General features: G+C 47.8%; 17 protein-coding genes. 8 read left to right on the forward strand and 9 right to left on the reverse strand.

Annotation, left to right across the window (positions count from 1 at the left end; all coding sequences use genetic code 11):
* The 3 genes from V1498_RS21345 to V1498_RS21355 form a co-directional block, all read right to left on the reverse strand.
* Positions 1–297, reverse strand: coding sequence for a YwdI family protein (locus V1498_RS21345; RefSeq protein ID WP_409296159.1), 297 nt, complete (start codon positions 295–297; stop codon positions 1–3).
* A 55-nt stretch (positions 298–352) separates the two neighbouring features.
* The gene (locus tag V1498_RS21350; RefSeq protein WP_409296161.1) at positions 353–1,357 is read right to left on the reverse strand and encodes a potassium channel family protein; all 1,005 of its coding nucleotides are present in this window, start codon (positions 1,355–1,357) and stop codon (positions 353–355) included.
* A 170-nt stretch (positions 1,358–1,527) separates the two neighbouring features.
* Positions 1,528–2,199 carry a uracil-DNA glycosylase gene (locus V1498_RS21355; RefSeq protein WP_409296163.1) on the reverse strand — a complete coding sequence of 224 codons (672 nt, stop codon included), beginning with the start codon at positions 2,197–2,199 and terminating at the stop codon, positions 1,528–1,530.
* Between the two features lie 307 nt (positions 2,200–2,506).
* Between V1498_RS21355 and V1498_RS21360 the strand changes: the two genes are divergently transcribed.
* Together V1498_RS21360 and V1498_RS21365 are read left to right on the forward strand one after the other, a co-directional pair.
* A complete protein-coding gene (locus tag V1498_RS21360) occupies positions 2,507–2,824 on the forward strand; it encodes a general stress protein (RefSeq protein ID WP_409296164.1) in 318 nt (105 codons plus the stop codon).
* 143 nt (positions 2,825–2,967) lie between these two features.
* A complete protein-coding gene (locus V1498_RS21365) occupies positions 2,968–4,197 on the forward strand; it encodes an aminopeptidase (protein WP_409296166.1) in 1,230 nt (409 codons plus the stop codon).
* Positions 4,198–4,360: 163 nt separating this feature from the next.
* Here V1498_RS21365 and V1498_RS21370 read toward each other — a convergent pair whose 3' ends face one another.
* The 3 genes from V1498_RS21370 to V1498_RS21380 are packed head-to-tail and all read right to left on the reverse strand — an operon-like array spanning position 4,361 to position 6,101.
* Positions 4,361–5,380 carry a ThiF family adenylyltransferase gene (locus V1498_RS21370; RefSeq protein WP_409296167.1) on the reverse strand — a complete coding sequence of 340 codons (1,020 nt, stop codon included), beginning with the start codon at positions 5,378–5,380 and terminating at the stop codon, positions 4,361–4,363.
* A 33-nt stretch (positions 5,381–5,413) separates the two neighbouring features.
* Positions 5,414–5,644: a molybdopterin converting factor subunit 1 gene (gene moaD, locus V1498_RS21375; RefSeq protein ID WP_409296169.1), complete on the reverse strand. Its 231-nt coding sequence runs from the start codon at positions 5,642–5,644 to the stop codon at positions 5,414–5,416.
* Positions 5,637–6,101: a molybdenum cofactor biosynthesis protein MoaE gene (locus tag V1498_RS21380; RefSeq protein WP_409296171.1), complete on the reverse strand. Its 465-nt coding sequence runs from the start codon at positions 6,099–6,101 to the stop codon at positions 5,637–5,639. Before V1498_RS21380 ends, moaD begins: the two co-directional genes overlap by 8 nt.
* 308 nt (positions 6,102–6,409) lie before the next feature.
* Between V1498_RS21380 and pdxK the strand changes: the two genes are divergently transcribed.
* From pdxK to lipA, 5 genes are all read left to right on the forward strand, one after another.
* A complete protein-coding gene (gene pdxK, locus V1498_RS21385) occupies positions 6,410–7,249 on the forward strand; it encodes a pyridoxine/pyridoxal/pyridoxamine kinase (protein ID WP_409296172.1) in 840 nt (279 codons plus the stop codon).
* Between the two features lie 368 nt (positions 7,250–7,617).
* On the forward strand, positions 7,618–7,965 hold the full coding sequence (locus V1498_RS21390; protein WP_409290751.1) for a YojF family protein: 348 nt from the start codon (positions 7,618–7,620) through the stop codon (positions 7,963–7,965).
* 15 nt (positions 7,966–7,980) lie between these two features.
* Entirely contained in the window at positions 7,981–8,667 is a 687-nt protein-coding gene (gene bshB2, locus V1498_RS21395) for a bacillithiol biosynthesis deacetylase BshB2 (protein WP_409296174.1), read from the forward strand.
* 306 nt (positions 8,668–8,973) lie between these two features.
* On the forward strand, positions 8,974–9,798 hold the full coding sequence (locus V1498_RS21400) for a biotin/lipoate A/B protein ligase family protein (RefSeq protein ID WP_409296175.1): 825 nt from the start codon (positions 8,974–8,976) through the stop codon (positions 9,796–9,798).
* 16 nt (positions 9,799–9,814) lie between these two features.
* The gene (gene lipA / locus V1498_RS21405; protein ID WP_409296177.1) at positions 9,815–10,723 is read left to right on the forward strand and encodes a lipoyl synthase; all 909 of its coding nucleotides are present in this window, start codon (positions 9,815–9,817) and stop codon (positions 10,721–10,723) included.
* A gap of 543 nt (positions 10,724–11,266) precedes the next feature.
* Here the strand turns inward: lipA and V1498_RS21410 are convergent.
* The 3 genes from V1498_RS21410 to V1498_RS21420 form a co-directional block, all read right to left on the reverse strand.
* Complete coding sequence (locus tag V1498_RS21410; protein ID WP_409296179.1) at positions 11,267–12,337, reverse strand: PQQ-dependent sugar dehydrogenase; 1,071 nt, start codon at positions 12,335–12,337, stop codon at positions 11,267–11,269.
* A gap of 48 nt (positions 12,338–12,385) precedes the next feature.
* Positions 12,386–13,246 (reverse strand): Cof-type HAD-IIB family hydrolase, encoded by an 861-nt coding sequence (locus V1498_RS21415; RefSeq protein WP_409296181.1) that lies wholly within the window; start codon positions 13,244–13,246, stop codon positions 12,386–12,388.
* 93 nt (positions 13,247–13,339) lie between these two features.
* Positions 13,340–14,002: a DNA alkylation repair protein gene (locus tag V1498_RS21420; RefSeq protein WP_409296183.1), complete on the reverse strand. Its 663-nt coding sequence runs from the start codon at positions 14,000–14,002 to the stop codon at positions 13,340–13,342.
* A 272-nt stretch (positions 14,003–14,274) separates the two neighbouring features.
* Here V1498_RS21420 and V1498_RS21425 point away from each other — a divergent pair, with 272 nt between their 5' ends.
* Positions 14,275–15,933 carry a PTS transporter subunit IIBC gene (locus V1498_RS21425; RefSeq protein WP_409296185.1) on the forward strand — a complete coding sequence of 553 codons (1,659 nt, stop codon included), beginning with the start codon at positions 14,275–14,277 and terminating at the stop codon, positions 15,931–15,933.
* Position 15,934: the final 1 nt, after the last annotated feature.

Here is a 15,934-nt window from a genome sequence, read left to right on the forward strand (position 1 = left end):
TTAAAAATCAAATAGTGATCCGCCATTCGCGCCCTCAATTTTGGCCGGCGGCGCCTGAGGCATCGATGCCTGGGCAGGCATGCCGGATGGGCTTTGTGAAGCTTTTATAATCCGGGATGCGGCGGCAGGCAGCGCAGCCGGCCTTTCCCCATGTCCTTCAAGCATCACTTCACATAAAGCGTGCATGGCCGTCACATATTTTTCCGCAGCTTCCTCTGTTTGAGAAGATTTAGCCTTTTGCAGCAGCTCTTCTATCTTATCCAGAATCCTGTGTGACGCAATTTCCACAGTTTTCACCTCAACCTGCTTTTAAAAGCTGTTTTATCGATCCAATATACCGGACCCTTTCATTCTATCTTTTTTGGACAGCTTCTTCAAATTGCTTAAGCTGATCTTCCGAACCAAAGATGACGATGGTATCACCACGTTTAAGCTTAACTTCCGGTTCGGGATTGCTGTTCACCTCTTCACCTTCGAGTACTGCAAGCACCATAACTCCGTATGTACTGTGGATCTCAAGCTCCCCGATTGTCTTGTTTTCGAAGGGCGAACCTTCCGGGATGCTGACCTCCTCTATCCCATAATTCCTTTTGCCTGCATGCAGCATGGAATTTACATAATCCACACTTACCGGTTTCAGGATGGAAAATACCATCTGTCTTCCGCCTATAGAGGAAGGATTGATGACCCTGCTTGCCCCTGCACGGATCAGCTTATCTTCGGCTTGTTTCTTTTCGGCACGCGCAATCACTTTGATGTTTTCATTACACCCCTTTGCCGTGAGGGTAACGAACACATTATCAGAGTCGGTCGGCAGTGTCGTTACAAGGCTTGAAGCCTGTTCGATGCCGGCTTTTTTTAAAATGGCGTCATCCGTTGCATCGCCCAGGATATAGTGGATATAGTTAGGGAGATTCGGCGGGATTTCCTGTTCCTCCTGATCAATCACTACAGTCGGTGTTTCTGTGAGGAGCAGCTGCTCGAGCACCTGTTCACCCACCCGCCCGTGGCCGCACAGTATTACATGATCCTTGAGCTTCGATATCATTTTCGTCTTCCTCCTTTCTGCAAACGTCTTTGTAAGATCCCCTTCAATCATGACGGTGGCAATCGCACCGGTCGCATATGATACCACGCCGATTCCCAGGGGGATGATCAGCAGGGCAAAGAGCTTTCCATAATACGTTTCAGGGACGGCATCACCATAGCCGACAGTCAGGACGGTGATAATAGTCAGCCAGAAAGCATCGAATGCTTTAATATGCTCTGTAAAAAAGAAACCTACTGTCCCAAAAATAATAATGATGAGCATGGCATAAATCGCATTATAAACATGCTTAAAGCGGGAATAACGCATAGGATTTTGGCGCTCCTTTTATAGTTTAAAAGGCGGCTGCCTTTCGGATTTGCATTAGCTTCAATGTTTCATGTGGAACATTGGCTGAGCGGTTGATTGTAACGAGAGGCGCTCGCTCCGCTGCTCCTGCAGGGTTCTCTTCACAAAACTTACTTAGAAAAGAGCCAAATTTAAAGACACCAATCTATTTTCTGCTGTCCCTCTTTCCCGAGCGCCTCGTTCGTCTTCGTGAAGGGCCGGCTTCCGAAAAAGCCTTTGTTCGCCGAAAATGGGCTTGGATGCGGGGAGGTAATAACATGATGCTTATCGGTATCAATGAGTTCCAGCTTACTTTGCGCAGGTATGCCCCAAAGTATGAAGACTACACCCGTTTCTTTTGAGTTCAGCAGCCTGATCACCTCATTTGTGAAGTTCTCCCATCCTCTCCCTTTGTGGGAGTGCGCGTTCCCCTTCCGTACTGTGAGCACCGTATTCAGCATAAGGACACCTTCTTCGGCCCATTTGATCAGTGATCCATCCTTTGGAATATTACAGCCGCAATCCTGATGCAGTTCTTTGAATATATTCTTTAAAGACGGAGGCAGGGTGACACCCGGCTTTACTGAAAAACTCAAGCCTTGTGCCTGGTCCGGCCCGTGGTAGGGATCCTGCCCCAGGATGACAGCCTTAACATTCTGAAACGGGGTATAGCGGAGGGCGTTGAAAATATCATTTTTAGCCGGATATATCGTTTGTTCCGCGTACTCTATCTGAAGAAATTCCTCAAGCGCTGCAAAATAAGGTTTCTGAAACTCCCCCTGCAGCAGCTCTCCCCAATCATTATTTATTGTCTGTCCAAGCATCTTCCTCTCTCCTTTCATTCTATTAAGAAGTTTTCGGGTTTCCGGACAAGAGGGTTCAGTCTTATCGCAGCACTCGATCCATTTAAAAAGAGTATCCCAGCAGCATTTAACCGGCAGATCCTCTGCTTTCATTGCATTTCTGAACTGTTTGGCGTGACAATTACGCTGGCTAAGTTCCAATTCCCTTTATCGAAATACTGATAAACATCTAAACGACAGGTAGTGGAAAATATTAGGCTGGTTTAAAATTTCCCTGCCCGGATATATAAACAGTAGACACAGTCCACTACTGTAAGGAGGAATTTGTATGTATCAAGTACATGTTATCGAAAACGGCGTCCAGGCGAAAGAAAAGATTGAAAGCTTATCAGGAACCGGGTTTAACGAGGAAAATATTTACCTCTTTGCCCACGACAAGGAGCGTTCCGAGCATCTAACTGAAAATACGGATACCGCTGAAGTGGGCGGAGGACTATTCGGGTCCATTAAAAATGTATTCAGCTCCAGGGGCGATGAACTCCGAAACAAGATGCAGACTCTCGGCCTGACTGAGGCTGAAGCTGATCAATATGAAAAAGAGCTTGATAAGGGCAAGGTTGTCCTGGTTGCTTCTGACGAAAAATAAGCATAGTCACTCAATGGGCTGGCACCTAATAGGGGCCGGCCCCTTTTTTAATGATGTAAAATCAGACAAGAATGAATAGTGATAATTGTTTTTATAATATGTTAAGATATTTAGACACTAGAAATAAATTAGGGGGCCAAACCATGGCAGAAAAAGCCTTGATGGAAAAGTATGCAGACGTAGCACTAAAGATTGGCGTAAATCTTCATGAGGGACAGCCGCTTGTGATTCAATCACCGGTGGAAGCAGCTGAATTTACCCGCATCCTTGTGAAAAGGGCCTATGCTGCAGGTGCAGGAAATGTGTTTGTGGACTGGAACGATGATGCAGTAAAAAGAATTAAATTCGAAGATGCACCCGAAGAAGCACTAACCTACGTACCGGAGCACAGCGTCAAGCTTACTGAAGAGTACCAGAATATTGGCGCCGCTTTTTTACAGATTTACTCACCAAATCCGGACGCGTTTACAGGCCTTGACCCTGAAAGAATCGCCATTTCCAATAAGGCGAATGCGGCTGCCACGGAAGGTGTGAAGGCTGTGATGATGAAAGGCGGAGTCAGCTGGAATATCATCTCCACCCCTACTCCTGAATGGGCACAGAAAATATTCCCAGGTGCCACTCTGGAGGAAGCAGTTGAAAAGCTGTGGGATTCCATTTTCTCCGCAACCCGCATCACGGAGCAGGATCCGGTGGAAGCCTGGAGACTTCACGGTGAAAACTTAAGCAGCAAGGTACAGTACTTAAATGAGAAGAAGTATAAAGCGCTTCACTATAAAGCTCCCGGCACAAACCTTACCATCGAGCTTCCTCAAGGCCATCTGTGGGTCGGCGGTGCGGTAAAGAACACAAAGGGGCGTGAATACACTCCTAATATCCCGACCGAAGAGGTATTCACCATGCCTAAAAAAGGCGGCACAAATGGAAAAGTAACCAGTACAAAGCCGCTGAATTACAATGGAGTGATGATTGAGAACTTCTCCCTGACCTTCAAGGATGGCAAAGCGGTCGAATTCAGTGCTGAAACTGGCGGGGACACGCTGAAAAAGATGCTTGAGATTGATGAAGGCGCCGCCTTCCTCGGTGAAGTGGCACTTGTTCCGCATGATTCTCCCATTTCCAACACAGACCTGATTTTCTATAACACATTATTCGATGAAAATGCTTCCTGCCATTTGGCAGTGGGCAGTGCGTATCCACTCACGCTTGAGGGCGGTACCTCCATGAGCCGCGAAGAACTGGCTGAAGCAGGGGCCAATTACAGCCTGTCGCATGTAGACTTCATGATTGGTTCAAAGGATCTCGAGATTGATGGAGAAACAGAAGATGGCACATTGGAGCCTCTTTTCCGCAGCGGCAACTGGGCATTCTGATTTCTATAAACAAACGCAGACGGTGGAGCGGAGCAAGACGCAGGCAGGAGTGCCAGAAGATACATGATGAGGTTTACACCTGCAGGAAGCGTCATGATCTCACTCCGCCCCTTTTTCCACAGAAAAAGGACAGCAATCCAATTCGGATTCTGTCCTTTTTAATTTATCCCATCAGCCGCTGATAGACCGTCCGTGCATGGGCCATATCCTTTGTACCATGAATAAGGGCTCTGCCATCCTTAAAAATGATCACCCGCTCTGAGCCGTTTTGGGCTGAGATCAGGTACGGATTTGATTTTGCTTCATAACCCATGGCGGAAAAATGCTTAACAAGCCTGTCCATATCCACAGTGACCACACCCGGCGGCCTCACCTGGACCGTTTCCCTGCCGCATAATACAGCGGTCCTTGTGGAATTCTCCTTTTTAAGGAAAGGATATTCAGCATGTGTTCCGCAGGTAAGGCAATCCTCCCGCTTCACCTTTCCCGTCTTGATGCTGTGGAACTCGCCAGACCAAACATCAAAGCTCATGAACGTTCTCCTGACTGCATCCCAATTCTCCGTCAGGATCTTCATTGCCTCTGCAATCTGCAGGGAAACCGTCATGCTGACGGCAGGCGCAATGACCCCCGCCGTCTCACAGGTCATTCCGGCAAGCGGAATGGACCGGAGAAGGCAATTCAGGCAGGCCGTTCTGCCCGGAATGAAACCATAGCTCATGCCGAAACTGCCGGCACATGCCCCGAAGATCCAGGGAATATCATATTTATGGGCAAGATCGTTGAGGATGAACCGGGTTTCAAAATTATCAGTCGCATCCAAAATAAGATCGACCCCGGGAAGCAGCGGCGCAAGGCTCTCCGGTTCGGCATCCATGATATGAGCTTCAATGACTGTGCCCGAATTAATCTGCCCAAGATGCCTTTTGGCCGCAACGGCCTTTGGCATTTTCTTCAATACGTCTTCCTCTGTATAAAGCTGCTGCCGCTGGAGATTGCTTTCCTCCAGATAATCGCGGTCTATGATTGTTAATCTGCCGACCCCTGCCCTTGCCAGCATCTCGGCTCCGGCAGATCCAAGGGCACCAGCACCGACAATCAGCACATGCTTGCTGCCAAGCTTAGTCTGGCCTTCTTTCCCAATACCGGAAAAAAGAACCTGCCTGGAGTATCTCTCCTGCATTCTTTGCACCCCCTTCTTTACCCGCATCCGAGATCAGCCGCCGCTGACTGGAGGGATGAACGCGACTGTATCACCGGCCTCAAGGATTGTATCATCATCCGCAAACTCTTCATTCACAGCCGCCATGACAGAGCCGAGCTGCAGGCTGAACTGTTCTTCCACTGCCTTTTTCAGGTCTCCGAGACTTTTGCCGTTCATCTCGATGGAAATGGAGCCGGTTTCTGCCGTTTCCTTCAGCCCTGCAAAGAATAATACTTTAATCATCTAAATCCCCCTTCTCTGGTTCTCCATTTTTATATGATACGGTTTCCTTCTGGTTGCCAATCCATTCATCTCCGTCTTCCCATCTTTCCTTTTTCCAGATCGGGACAATTTCTTTGATCCGTTCTATGGCGTGCCTGTTTGCCGCATATGACTCATCCCGATGCGGGGATGAGACAGCGATAACTACAGCTGCATCCGTGATATCAAGCCTGCCGATGCGATGGGTGATCGCCGTCTGTGCCCCGGGCCACTTCTGCTTAATTTCATCGCCTATCTCCGCAAGCTTCTTGACCGCCATTTTTTCATAAGCCTCATAATAGAGGGACAAAGTTTTCCGTCCATGTGTGAGTTCCCTGACAGTCCCCACAAAAACATTCAGAGCCCCGGCATTCCTTGATTTCACTTTATCCATGACTTCCTGTACATTTATCTCTTCTTTTGTTATCTCAAAATTCATGGCAGCTGTCCTTTTTATAGTTTTTTCAGCCCTTTATCATTGGCCGCTATAGCAGTTGAATTTCTCCGGTTTCTTCACAGCTCCCGCCGTTTATTAACAGGATAATCCGAATTCTTAATTATCTCAAGATTAATGCCGCCTCCCCTCTAGGGAGCTGCGGTCATAATAGTCACAAATTCTTGTTCAAATCTTGATTTTGAGATATTCTTAAGACAAGAAAAATAAACTGCATTTTTATTATTTATCGCTAAATAGGGATAAATAAACATGGAATACACACTATATAGCCTTTTGGGAGGTTTTCTTTTATGACAATGAAAAAAGCACTTACATTAGCCGGTTCAGACTCAAGCGGCGGCGCCGGAATTCAGGCTGACCTGAAGACCATGCAAGAGCTTGGCGTTTACGGCATGACTGCGCTGACCACAATCGTGACTATGGATCCCAAGAACCATTGGCATCATAATGTGTTCCCGATTGAGCTCAGCACGATAGAAGCTCAGTTGGAAACGATTCTGTCCACAGGCATTGATGCGATGAAGACAGGGATGCTCGGTTCAGTCGAAATCATTGAACTGGCTGCCCGGATCATAGATGAAAACAAGCTTCAAAATGTAGTCATTGACCCGGTTATGGTCTGCAAGGGCGAGGATGAAGTCCTTCATCCGGAAACTGCCGTAGCACTCCGTGACATTTTGACACCGAGAGCGCTTGTCGTTACGCCTAATCTGTTTGAAGCTTCCCAGCTTGCAGGCACTCCTGCCATCAAAACGCTGGATGATATGAAACAGGCAGCAGCGAAAATCCATGAGCTTGGTGCCAAGTATGTAGTCATCAAGGGTGGCAGCAAGCTTAAGCATGAAAAAGCCATCGACCTTCTGTACGATGGAAATGAATTTATCATCGGCGAATCCGAAAGAATCGACACCACCTATACCCACGGTGCAGGCTGCACTTTCTCTGCCGCCATTACAGCGGAACTGGCCAAGGGTAAAAACGTGAACGATGCTGTGTATACAGCAAAGGAATTCACGAATCAGGCAATCCGCCATTCATGGAAACTGAATGAGTATGTGGGTCCCACCATGCACGGAGCGTATCGAATTCACGGCGCAGGCCGCCTGGAAGCCGAACAGTTTTCCAAATAAACCAAGCACCATTTTTCTGAAGGGACCGGCATGGCCGGTTCCTCTTTAAATTGGCCTGCTTTTTTCTGTGGAAAAGGGGCGGAGCTGCAAATGGTGAACTTGATTTATCATTCTGGCGTTTTCCGCGCCATCGCCTTATCGTCTTGTTCCTGCTCTTTACCAGTTCTATTCTATGCATGGGCCGGGACATGTTTGTTTTTATCACCGCAAAATTTGCCAATTTCATTTTTCGCTTTTATCCCATATTTTTAGTAAGATATAAAAATAAGAGCCAGAGGCTCCTTAACCAAAATAAAACGGCGAAACAGCTGAACATATGAAATATAGGTATTCTTTTAGGTGCAGATGTTGATTTAGGAGGTATTTTTATGGAGCCCATTTTAGAGGCTGAAGTGCAGAAGGCGATTGATTCCTATGCAAATGAAGATGTATATATCCATCTCGAAACCACAAATGGAGCCTATGCCACCCACTTTGATGAGTCATTCTTTTCAGCAGGCGCTTACATCCGCAATGCTTTTGTGCAATATGAACGCGGCCGGATTGCCGGGTCCGGACCATACCGGGCTGGACTCAAGCTTGCCATAGGCTGGATTTATGCTGAAGGCTTGACCCACTTTGAAATAGACGATAAAGGAAGGCTGCTGATGGCAGGGCTTGATCCTGCAGGCAAGCTTGCTGTTGCGCTTCAGATCAGCAGGACGCCATTTGAATGAAGGAGGGATGTTACAGTGACATTAGTTAAAGAAAGCAGTGTATTGGTCGTCTTTCCCCATCCTGATGATGAGGCATTCGGAGTTTCCGGCACCATTGCATCGCATATCAATAATGGGACCCCGGTGACATACGCCTGCCTCACACTTGGCGAGATGGGAAGGAATCTTGGCAATCCGCCATTTGCCACCCGTGAAACTCTGCCTAAGATCAGGAAGCAGGAATTGATGGACGCAGCTGATGCCATGGGCCTTAAAGATCTAAGAATGCTTGGTTTCCGGGACAAGACCATTGAATTTGAAGATCCGGAAAAAATGGCGGACGTTATATCTGCTTTGATTCAGGAAGTTAAGCCATCCTTAATTATTACCTTCTACCCTGGATATAGTGTCCACCCTGACCACGAGGCAACCGGACGGGCTGTCGTGGCTGCTGTCGGCAGGATCAAGAAGGAAGAACGGCCAAAGCTCCATTGTGTCGCTTTTTCGAATAATTGTGTCGAAGAGCTTGGAGAAGCTGATATCCGCTATAATGTGAAGGCTGTCCAAAAGCAGAAGATCGCGGCAATCACAGCCCACCGTTCACAGACTCAATACATGGTCGCCGGCTGGGGCAATAAGCTCGAAACACAGGATGCTGAATTGCTTGCGTGGATTCAGAATGAAAGATTCTGGACCTATCAGTGGCCGGAAGACAAAGTTTGAGTCACCCTGATTGAAGCTGAAGGATTGACAGTATCTATGAAATGTCATAACCTAAGGTCAAACACATAATGTCCACCAGGGGTGCCGCATAGGTTAACAAATGGCTTCCTCCGCATCGGGCCTTCATTCATCTGGCAGAGGCGGAGACAGATGATCGCTGAAAGCTGTTTTACTTAGTGAATGGGCCGCTCCTTTACCGGGGCGGCTTTTTCGTGTTTGCTGCACCATAAATACGGTCTAAACCCGGAGGAATTATCTGATTATTCCCCACTACTCGGTTTTTACTTTTTGAAAGAGGTAATGAACTTGGAAAAAGAAACATGGATCTTCATTGATTCAGGTGTCAACACGCCCGCTTACAACATGGCCCTGGACGAGGCACTGCTGGGCTGGCACAGCAAAGGACTGATTCCGCCGGCACTCCGTTTTTATGAGTGGAACCCAGCCGGAATGTCTGTCGGCTACTTCCAAAAGGTCCATGGAAAAATTGATGTCGATGCCGTCCACAAGAAGGGTTTTCAATTAGTCAGGCGGCTGACCGGCGGACGGGCCGTGCTGCACGACAAGGAGCTTACATACAGCGTGGTGGTCAGCGAAAACAACGACAAAATGCCCGGCACAGTCACAGAGGCTTACCGCGTCATCTCCCAAGGTCTGCTTGAAGGATTCAGAGAATTAGGAATAGGTGCTGAACTTGCCGTCCCGGATAAAAGCAAGGTGATCGGCCGGACCAATTCGGCTGTTTGCTTTGACGAATCATCCTGGTACGAACTGATCGTCGGCGGCAGAAAATCGGCTGGAAGCTCTCAATGCCGGCAAAAGGGCGTCATCCTCCAGCATGGTTCCATCCCGCTTGAAATGGATGAAGAAACTCTGTTTGACTGTTTTATCTACCCGAATGAACGGGTGAAGGAGAGAGCAAGGCGCGGCTTCGGGGGCAAGGCAGCCTCGATTGCTGAATTTCTAAATCCCATGCCGGAAATGGCTGAAGTTAAGCAGGCCTTTTATAAGGGCTTTGAAAAAGGACTCGGCATCACTCTCACTCCATATGAGCTGACAGAAAGCCAGCTGGCCGAAGTGAAGGAACTGGAAGCAGAATACCTCACAGACAGCTGGAATTATTCCCGATAAAAAGGAGCAATAAAAAATGGCAAATAATCAAGAACACCTTAGGAAGCCGGAGTGGCTCAAAATCAAGTTAAACACGAATAAAGAATATACCGGCCTGAAGAAAATGATGCGTGAAAAGAAGCTCCATACCGTCTGTGAAGAAGCCCGCTGTCCCAATATCCATGAATGCTGGGCTGTAAGGAAGACGGCAACCTTCATGATCCTCGGTGATATCTGCACAAGGGCCTGCCGCTTCTGTGCCGTAAAAACCGGGCTGCCGACTGAATTGGATTGGCAGGAGCCAGAACGCGTGGCCGATTCCGTAGAAACCATGGGCCTCAAGCACACTGTCATTACAGCAGTGGCAAGGGATGACCTGAAGGATGGCGGAGCTGCTGTATTTGCAGAAACTGTACGCGCAATCAGGAGACGCTCTCCTTTTTGCACAATTGAAGTCCTCCCCTCAGACATGAAGGGTGACGACGAATCCATCATGACCCTCATGGATGCAAAGCCGGACATCTTCAACCATAACATCGAAACTGTAAGACGCCTTACAAGGCGGGTCCGTGCAGTCGCTACATACGACCGCTCCCTTTCACTCTTAAAGCGTGTCAAAGAACTGAGTCCCAAAACACCAACCAAGTCCAGCATCATGGTCGGCCTTGGGGAAACAAAAGAAGAAATCATTGAAGCGATGGACGATCTCCGCGCCCATGACGTCGATATCGTAACCATCGGCCAATATCTGCAGCCAACCAAAAAACATCTCAAGGTAGAGCGCTACTATCATCCGGATGAATTTGCAGAGCTCAAGGAAATCGCCTTATCCAAAGGCTTCAGCCACTGTGAGGCAGGTCCGCTGGTACGATCCTCCTACCATGCCGATGAACAAGTCAGCTCCGCCGCCAAGGAGCGCCAGGCTCAGGCAGAGGTCAACGTATAAGAAGAATGCCGCCCCCACAAATTGCAGGGGCGGCATTTTTTTATCTACGGCTGTTATAAGACCTTGTACCTGAAGGAACTCTAAGTATCCATTATTTTAGAACGGCGAGTAAATTCTCTGTTTTGGCTTGTAAACGTATGATTTCGGATAGTAAATTACCGTTTCGGATAGTAAAAACTTTTTTCGGCGAGTAAATGGATGTGTTTGGATAGTAAAGGTCTCATTTCGGCGAGTAACAGGCCTTGAACGTGGTGCTGACACCTCTCAGATTATAGAAAATAGCTTACTATGAAGAAAAGGCAGGCTGGGGGAGTGAAAAATAACAAAAAAGTATATAAAAACCCTGCGGATTACCTCCATTTTATCCCGCGCCATCCTGGTAAGCTTGTTCAGGTCCTTGCTGCCAATCAAAGCCACTAAAATACACTAACAAAAAAAACCCGCCTGAAATCAGGCGGGCAATGGGGGATATTATGGAAAAACAATCATGCTTACAGTATGGCCGCATTCCTTTTGGTTTATACATACTTTCCAAGAAAACATTCAGGGAAGCTCAAGCTTATAGAGCTTATCATCGTCCTTTGCCGGCTTTCCCCGTCCGTCCCTGTTATTACTGACAAAGTATAGAGTTCCGCCTTCAATGCGGACATCCCTTATCCGGCCATAACCGGTAACAAAATCATCCGCTTTCCGCGTCTTCAGATCAAAGACCTTTACGGCCTCTCCCCTGAGTGCGGCGATGTACAGCTTACCTTTATGGTAAGCTGCGCCAGAAGGGGCCCAAGTCACATTCCCGGTGTGAAATACGGGACCGGTCATGCCGGACTTTTTCTCATCGCCCTCGATCACGGGCCAGCCGTAGTTTGTGCCAGGCTTTATCTGGTTGATTTCATCATGGGCTGACTGGCCATGCTCGGTGCTGTACAGCACTCCCTCTTTTGTCCAGGCCAGTCCCTGTGGGTTGCGGTGGCCGTAAGAATACACAAATGAATTCTTAAAGGGGTTGTCTCCCGGGATGGAGCCATCCAGGTTCATCCTCAGGATTTTTCCGCCAAGTGAGGATAAATCCTGGGCCCTCTCTGTTACATATCCTTCACCAGTGGTGATATAAAGCTTTTTGTCCGGCCCGATCTTCAGCCGGCCGCCATGATGGAAGTTCCCGCTCGGGATGCGGTCGAGAAGGATCTTTTCTTCTGTCCATCCATCTCCTGAGTACTTCAGGGTGACCACACGATTAAGAGTGGTGCCGCTTTTATCATACGAATAATAAGCATAAGCCATCCTGGTTTCCTGAAAGTCCGGGGCCAGCACAAACCCAAGCAGGCCGGATTCCTGCTGCTTGGAGATGGCTTCAGACAGCTTCACACTCTGCCGTTCAGTTTTTCCGCCCTCTATCTTGGCAATCGTCCCGGTCCTCTCTGTAATATAAAAAACCGTCCCTGCCTTTTCGATAGACCATGGAATGCTGAGATCCCGGGCTGCCACTTCAGCCGCGCGTGCCGGCTTTGCCGCAGGTTTGGCATCCTGCTTTCCGTCCTGCCCCTCCTGACTGCCTGTCCCCGAACAGCCGGACAGAATCATCAGCAGCATAAACATATACGTCCATTTTTTCATACTGCAGATCTCCTTTTAACAGAATAAAAGGGAAATCTCATGATGTCTTTATTCAGAAAGAACCTTTAAAATGGCATTCGCGACTCCATTTTCATTATTGGAATCAGTCACATAATCACAGATTCTTTGAATATCTGCCGGTGCATTTCCCATCGCCACAGAACGGCCAACGCGTTCAAACATGGACACATCATTATAGTTATCGCCAATTGCCATGGTATCAGACATGGAAATGCCGCGCTTTGTGAGGTATTTTTCCAGGGCCACGCCTTTTTGGGCATCCAGGGCATTGATCTCCAGATTGTCCCGTCCTGAAGAGGTCACTGCAAGGGAGCCAAGCTTTTTCAGATCAGAAGCTGCTTCACCAAGCTTCCTGAAATCCACTGAGAAGACAAGGAATTTATAATACTGGACACCCGGGTCCTCATACAGCCTCTCATAGCTGTCCACCATCTGGATCTGGCTCACTTCATAGCGAGTTCTCGCCTCTTCTGTAACGACGAGCGGATCTGCACCCGGATTGGATGTCAGGAAAATATCGACCAATAGCGCAATGGACTTTTCTTTATCCTGGGTGTAGGTACCCCGGTTGGTGTAAACCTCATAGTAGAGATCATGCTTCTTTAGTATGTCGGCTGCCTTCCTGACCGACTCGAAGCTCATCGTATTGGCTTCAGCCACATTGCCTTCAGGGTCGATCACCACAGCTCCGTTTATCCCTATGATCGGCAATTTTATATCAACCTCATCAAGGGCATGGCGTGCTTCAGCAAATGAACGGCCCGTTGCGATGATAACTTCAATCCCTTGTGACACAGCCTTTTCGATGGCGTCTTTATTTTCTTTGGAAACAGACTGATCCTTGTTGACCAGCGTCCCATCCATATCAATTGCAATACTTCTTACCATGCTGCACCTGCTTTCTAACCTTTTCTCTTTTTACCACCTACCCATTCTATCAAACCTTGCCAAAAACCTAAGGTAAAAATGCTTTGGGAGATGTTATAGATATTTACTGCCTTCACGGACACTCAGCTTTGCCAGTGCCGCACGTTCCATAAAGCGGCGGACAGACTCAGCATCCCTCTTTGAATATTCCCTTAACGCCCAGCCGATTGCCTTTTGAATGAAGAATTCGCGGCTGTCCGCATTTTCAAGTATGTATCGATATAGTCTTTCTACATCCGTATCATTCTTATACTTCAGCTGATATAAAATAGCCGTCCGCCGCAGCCACATATTATCATCCACTGCCCAGCGGTCCATATATTCATCCGCAAGCTCCGGATAGGATGAGACAATGGCTCCCGCAAGCCCTGCGGCTATTGAATCCACTGAGTCCCACCAGGACTTGGTCACCAGCAGCTCCCGAAACAGCTCGATATCCTCTTTAGCAAAGCGCTTTTCATACTTGCCGCAGTAATCAAGGGCCGCATACTGCATCTCGCGTTCGTCAAAGCTCCAGAGCTCCCGTACGAACTCATGCGAGAATGCTTCCTTATGGATGCCTGTCTCCTTCAGGAATTGCGATACCACTTTTTTTCGCTCGGGAGACTTCACACCGAAAAATGGGAACAGATTTTTCATATACTTCTCCATCGGTCCCCGGTTTTCTTCGCTTCCTTTCTCTTTTATCACCTGATATAGATATGCTGCCTCTTTCATATTTTAATTCTCCACCCTTCTTCTTTTCATTCTATTTTAGTGGTTTTATTTTCCTTTTAATAGTTTAAGAATTCCGTTATCACGAAAGTTTTCCCTTGTTCTTTGTACAAAACAAATGAATTGCTATTCTGAAAAAATATATTTGCAATTTTAATAGCTATCTACTAAAATAAAGTGAAATGTGGTGCAAACGGTTGCACTAAAAGTGAGTTATTACATATTCACCACCTATAATCTAAAACGAAAACGCATACATCCAGGAGGAAAGACAAATGGGGAAAAAGAAGTTAATTTCATTTGATTTTTGGCAAAAGCTTGGAAAAGCTTTGATGGTAGTCGTAGCAGTCATGCCAGCAGCCGGACTCATGATCTCAATCGGCAAGCTGATTGCTATGGTTGGCGGAGACTCCGCTTTAGTGCAAACGATTGCAAGAATAACTGAAGATTTAGGTTGGGGGATCATTGGCAACCTGCATATTCTATTTGCTGTGGCCATCGGTGGTTCCTGGGCTAAAGAGCGGGCCGGCGGTGCATTTGCTGCGCTCATCGCTTTTATCCTGATCAACCGTGTGACTGGTGCCGTTTTTGGCGTAAATGCGGCTATGCTTCAGGACGCAAAGGCAACTGTCAGTTTTTTGGACAGTGAATTGATAGTAAAGGATTATTTCACTTCTGTTCTGGGCGCCCCTGCCTTGAACATGGGAGTCTTTGTCGGGATTATCTCCGGTTTCCTTGGAGCTTCCCTATTTAATAAATACTATAATTATAGCAAACTTCCAAATGCACTCGCATTTTTCAATGGAAAACGATTTGTGCCCTTTGTCGTGATTGCAGGCTCTGTCGTTACGGCTCTGGCACTTTCACTGATCTGGCCGTTCATCCAGGGCCTGCTGAATGATTTCGGCCGCTGGATCGCAGCCTCCAGAAACACAGCTCCCGTAGTGGCACCATTTGTATACGGAATGCTTGAGCGGCTGCTCCTGCCTTTCGGGCTTCACCACATGCTCACCGTTCCAATGAATTATACAGAGCTTGGAGGCACCTACAAAATGCTGACAGGCAGCAATGCCGGCCAGTTTGTCGCCGGCCAGGATCCTCTGTGGTTCGCCTGGATCACGGATCTTGTAAACCTTCGCGAGGCGGGCAATACTGCAGGATATAATCAATTGCTTTCAGATGTAGTACCTGCGCGATTTAAGGAAGGACAGGTTATTCTTTCTACCGCTTCCCTGATCGGTATCGCCCTTGCGATGTACCGGAATGTCGATAAAGATAAGCGCACAAAGTATAAATCGATGTTCCTTTCAGCGGCACTGGCCGTGTTCCTTACAGGTGTAACAGAGCCGATTGAATTCATGTTTATGTTCGTATCGCCGATCCTGTATGTCGTATATGCCATCACTACAGGCCTCGCCTTTGCACTGGCTGACATTATACACCTGAGGGTCCATGCATTCGGATTCATCGAGTTCCTGACCCGTACACCGATGCTTGTCCATGCGGGATTAACCCGGGATCTTATAAACTTCCTTGTTTCATGTCTTGTATTCTTCGCCTTGAACTATACCGTCTTCAGCCTTCTGATTCGAAAGTTCAATCTGCCGACTCCAGGACGTGCCGGAAATTACATCGAAGTGGATGCTCCTGCCCCTAGAGCTGAAAATGGCGGACAGCCTGCTGCCATCTCTGCAGATAACCAGGCCGGACAGATCATTGAACTTCTGGGTGGAGCTTCGAATATTGAAGAAGTAGACGCCTGCATGACCCGCCTCCGTGTAACGGTGAGAGATGCCGCTTCTGTTGCCGGGGAAAAAGAATGGAAGCAGAACGGAGCACTCGGTCTCATCTTGAAGGACCAGGGAGTCCAGGCCATCTACGGCCCGAAAGCTGACGTGTTGAAATCTGAAATCCAGGATTTGATGGGAGCGTAAC

The organism is Paraperibacillus marinus (assembly GCF_046237605.1).
Classification (GTDB): Bacteria; Bacillota; Bacilli; order Bacillales; family DSM-1321; genus Paraperibacillus; species Paraperibacillus marinus.

Bases quoted from the DNA above. Each gene is read 5' to 3' on its own strand.
- V1498_RS21350 (WP_409296161.1), bottom strand. From the start codon at position 1,357: ATGCGTTATTCCCGCTTTAAGCATGTTTATAATGCGATTTATGCCATG.
- V1498_RS21355 (WP_409296163.1), bottom strand. From the start codon at position 2,199: ATGCTTGGACAGACAATAAATAATGATTGGGGAGAGCTGCTGCAGGGG.
- V1498_RS21360 (WP_409296164.1), top strand. From the start codon at position 2,507: ATGTATCAAGTACATGTTATCGAAAACGGCGTCCAGGCGAAAGAAAAG.
- V1498_RS21365 (WP_409296166.1), top strand. From the start codon at position 2,968: ATGGCAGAAAAAGCCTTGATGGAAAAGTATGCAGACGTAGCACTAAAG.
- V1498_RS21370 (WP_409296167.1), bottom strand. From the start codon at position 5,380: ATGCAGGAGAGATACTCCAGGCAGGTTCTTTTTTCCGGTATTGGGAAA.
- moaD (WP_409296169.1), bottom strand. From the start codon at position 5,644: ATGATTAAAGTATTATTCTTTGCAGGGCTGAAGGAAACGGCAGAAACC.
- V1498_RS21380 (WP_409296171.1), bottom strand. From the start codon at position 6,101: ATGAATTTTGAGATAACAAAAGAAGAGATAAATGTACAGGAAGTCATG.
- pdxK (WP_409296172.1), top strand. From the start codon at position 6,410: ATGACAATGAAAAAAGCACTTACATTAGCCGGTTCAGACTCAAGCGGC.
- V1498_RS21390 (WP_409290751.1), top strand. From the start codon at position 7,618: ATGGAGCCCATTTTAGAGGCTGAAGTGCAGAAGGCGATTGATTCCTAT.
- lipA (WP_409296177.1), top strand. From the start codon at position 9,815: ATGGCAAATAATCAAGAACACCTTAGGAAGCCGGAGTGGCTCAAAATC.
- V1498_RS21410 (WP_409296179.1), bottom strand. From the start codon at position 12,337: ATGAAAAAATGGACGTATATGTTTATGCTGCTGATGATTCTGTCCGGC.
- V1498_RS21415 (WP_409296181.1), bottom strand. From the start codon at position 13,246: ATGGTAAGAAGTATTGCAATTGATATGGATGGGACGCTGGTCAACAAG.
- V1498_RS21420 (WP_409296183.1), bottom strand. From the start codon at position 14,002: ATGAAAGAGGCAGCATATCTATATCAGGTGATAAAAGAGAAAGGAAGC.
- V1498_RS21425 (WP_409296185.1), top strand. From the start codon at position 14,275: ATGGGGAAAAAGAAGTTAATTTCATTTGATTTTTGGCAAAAGCTTGGA.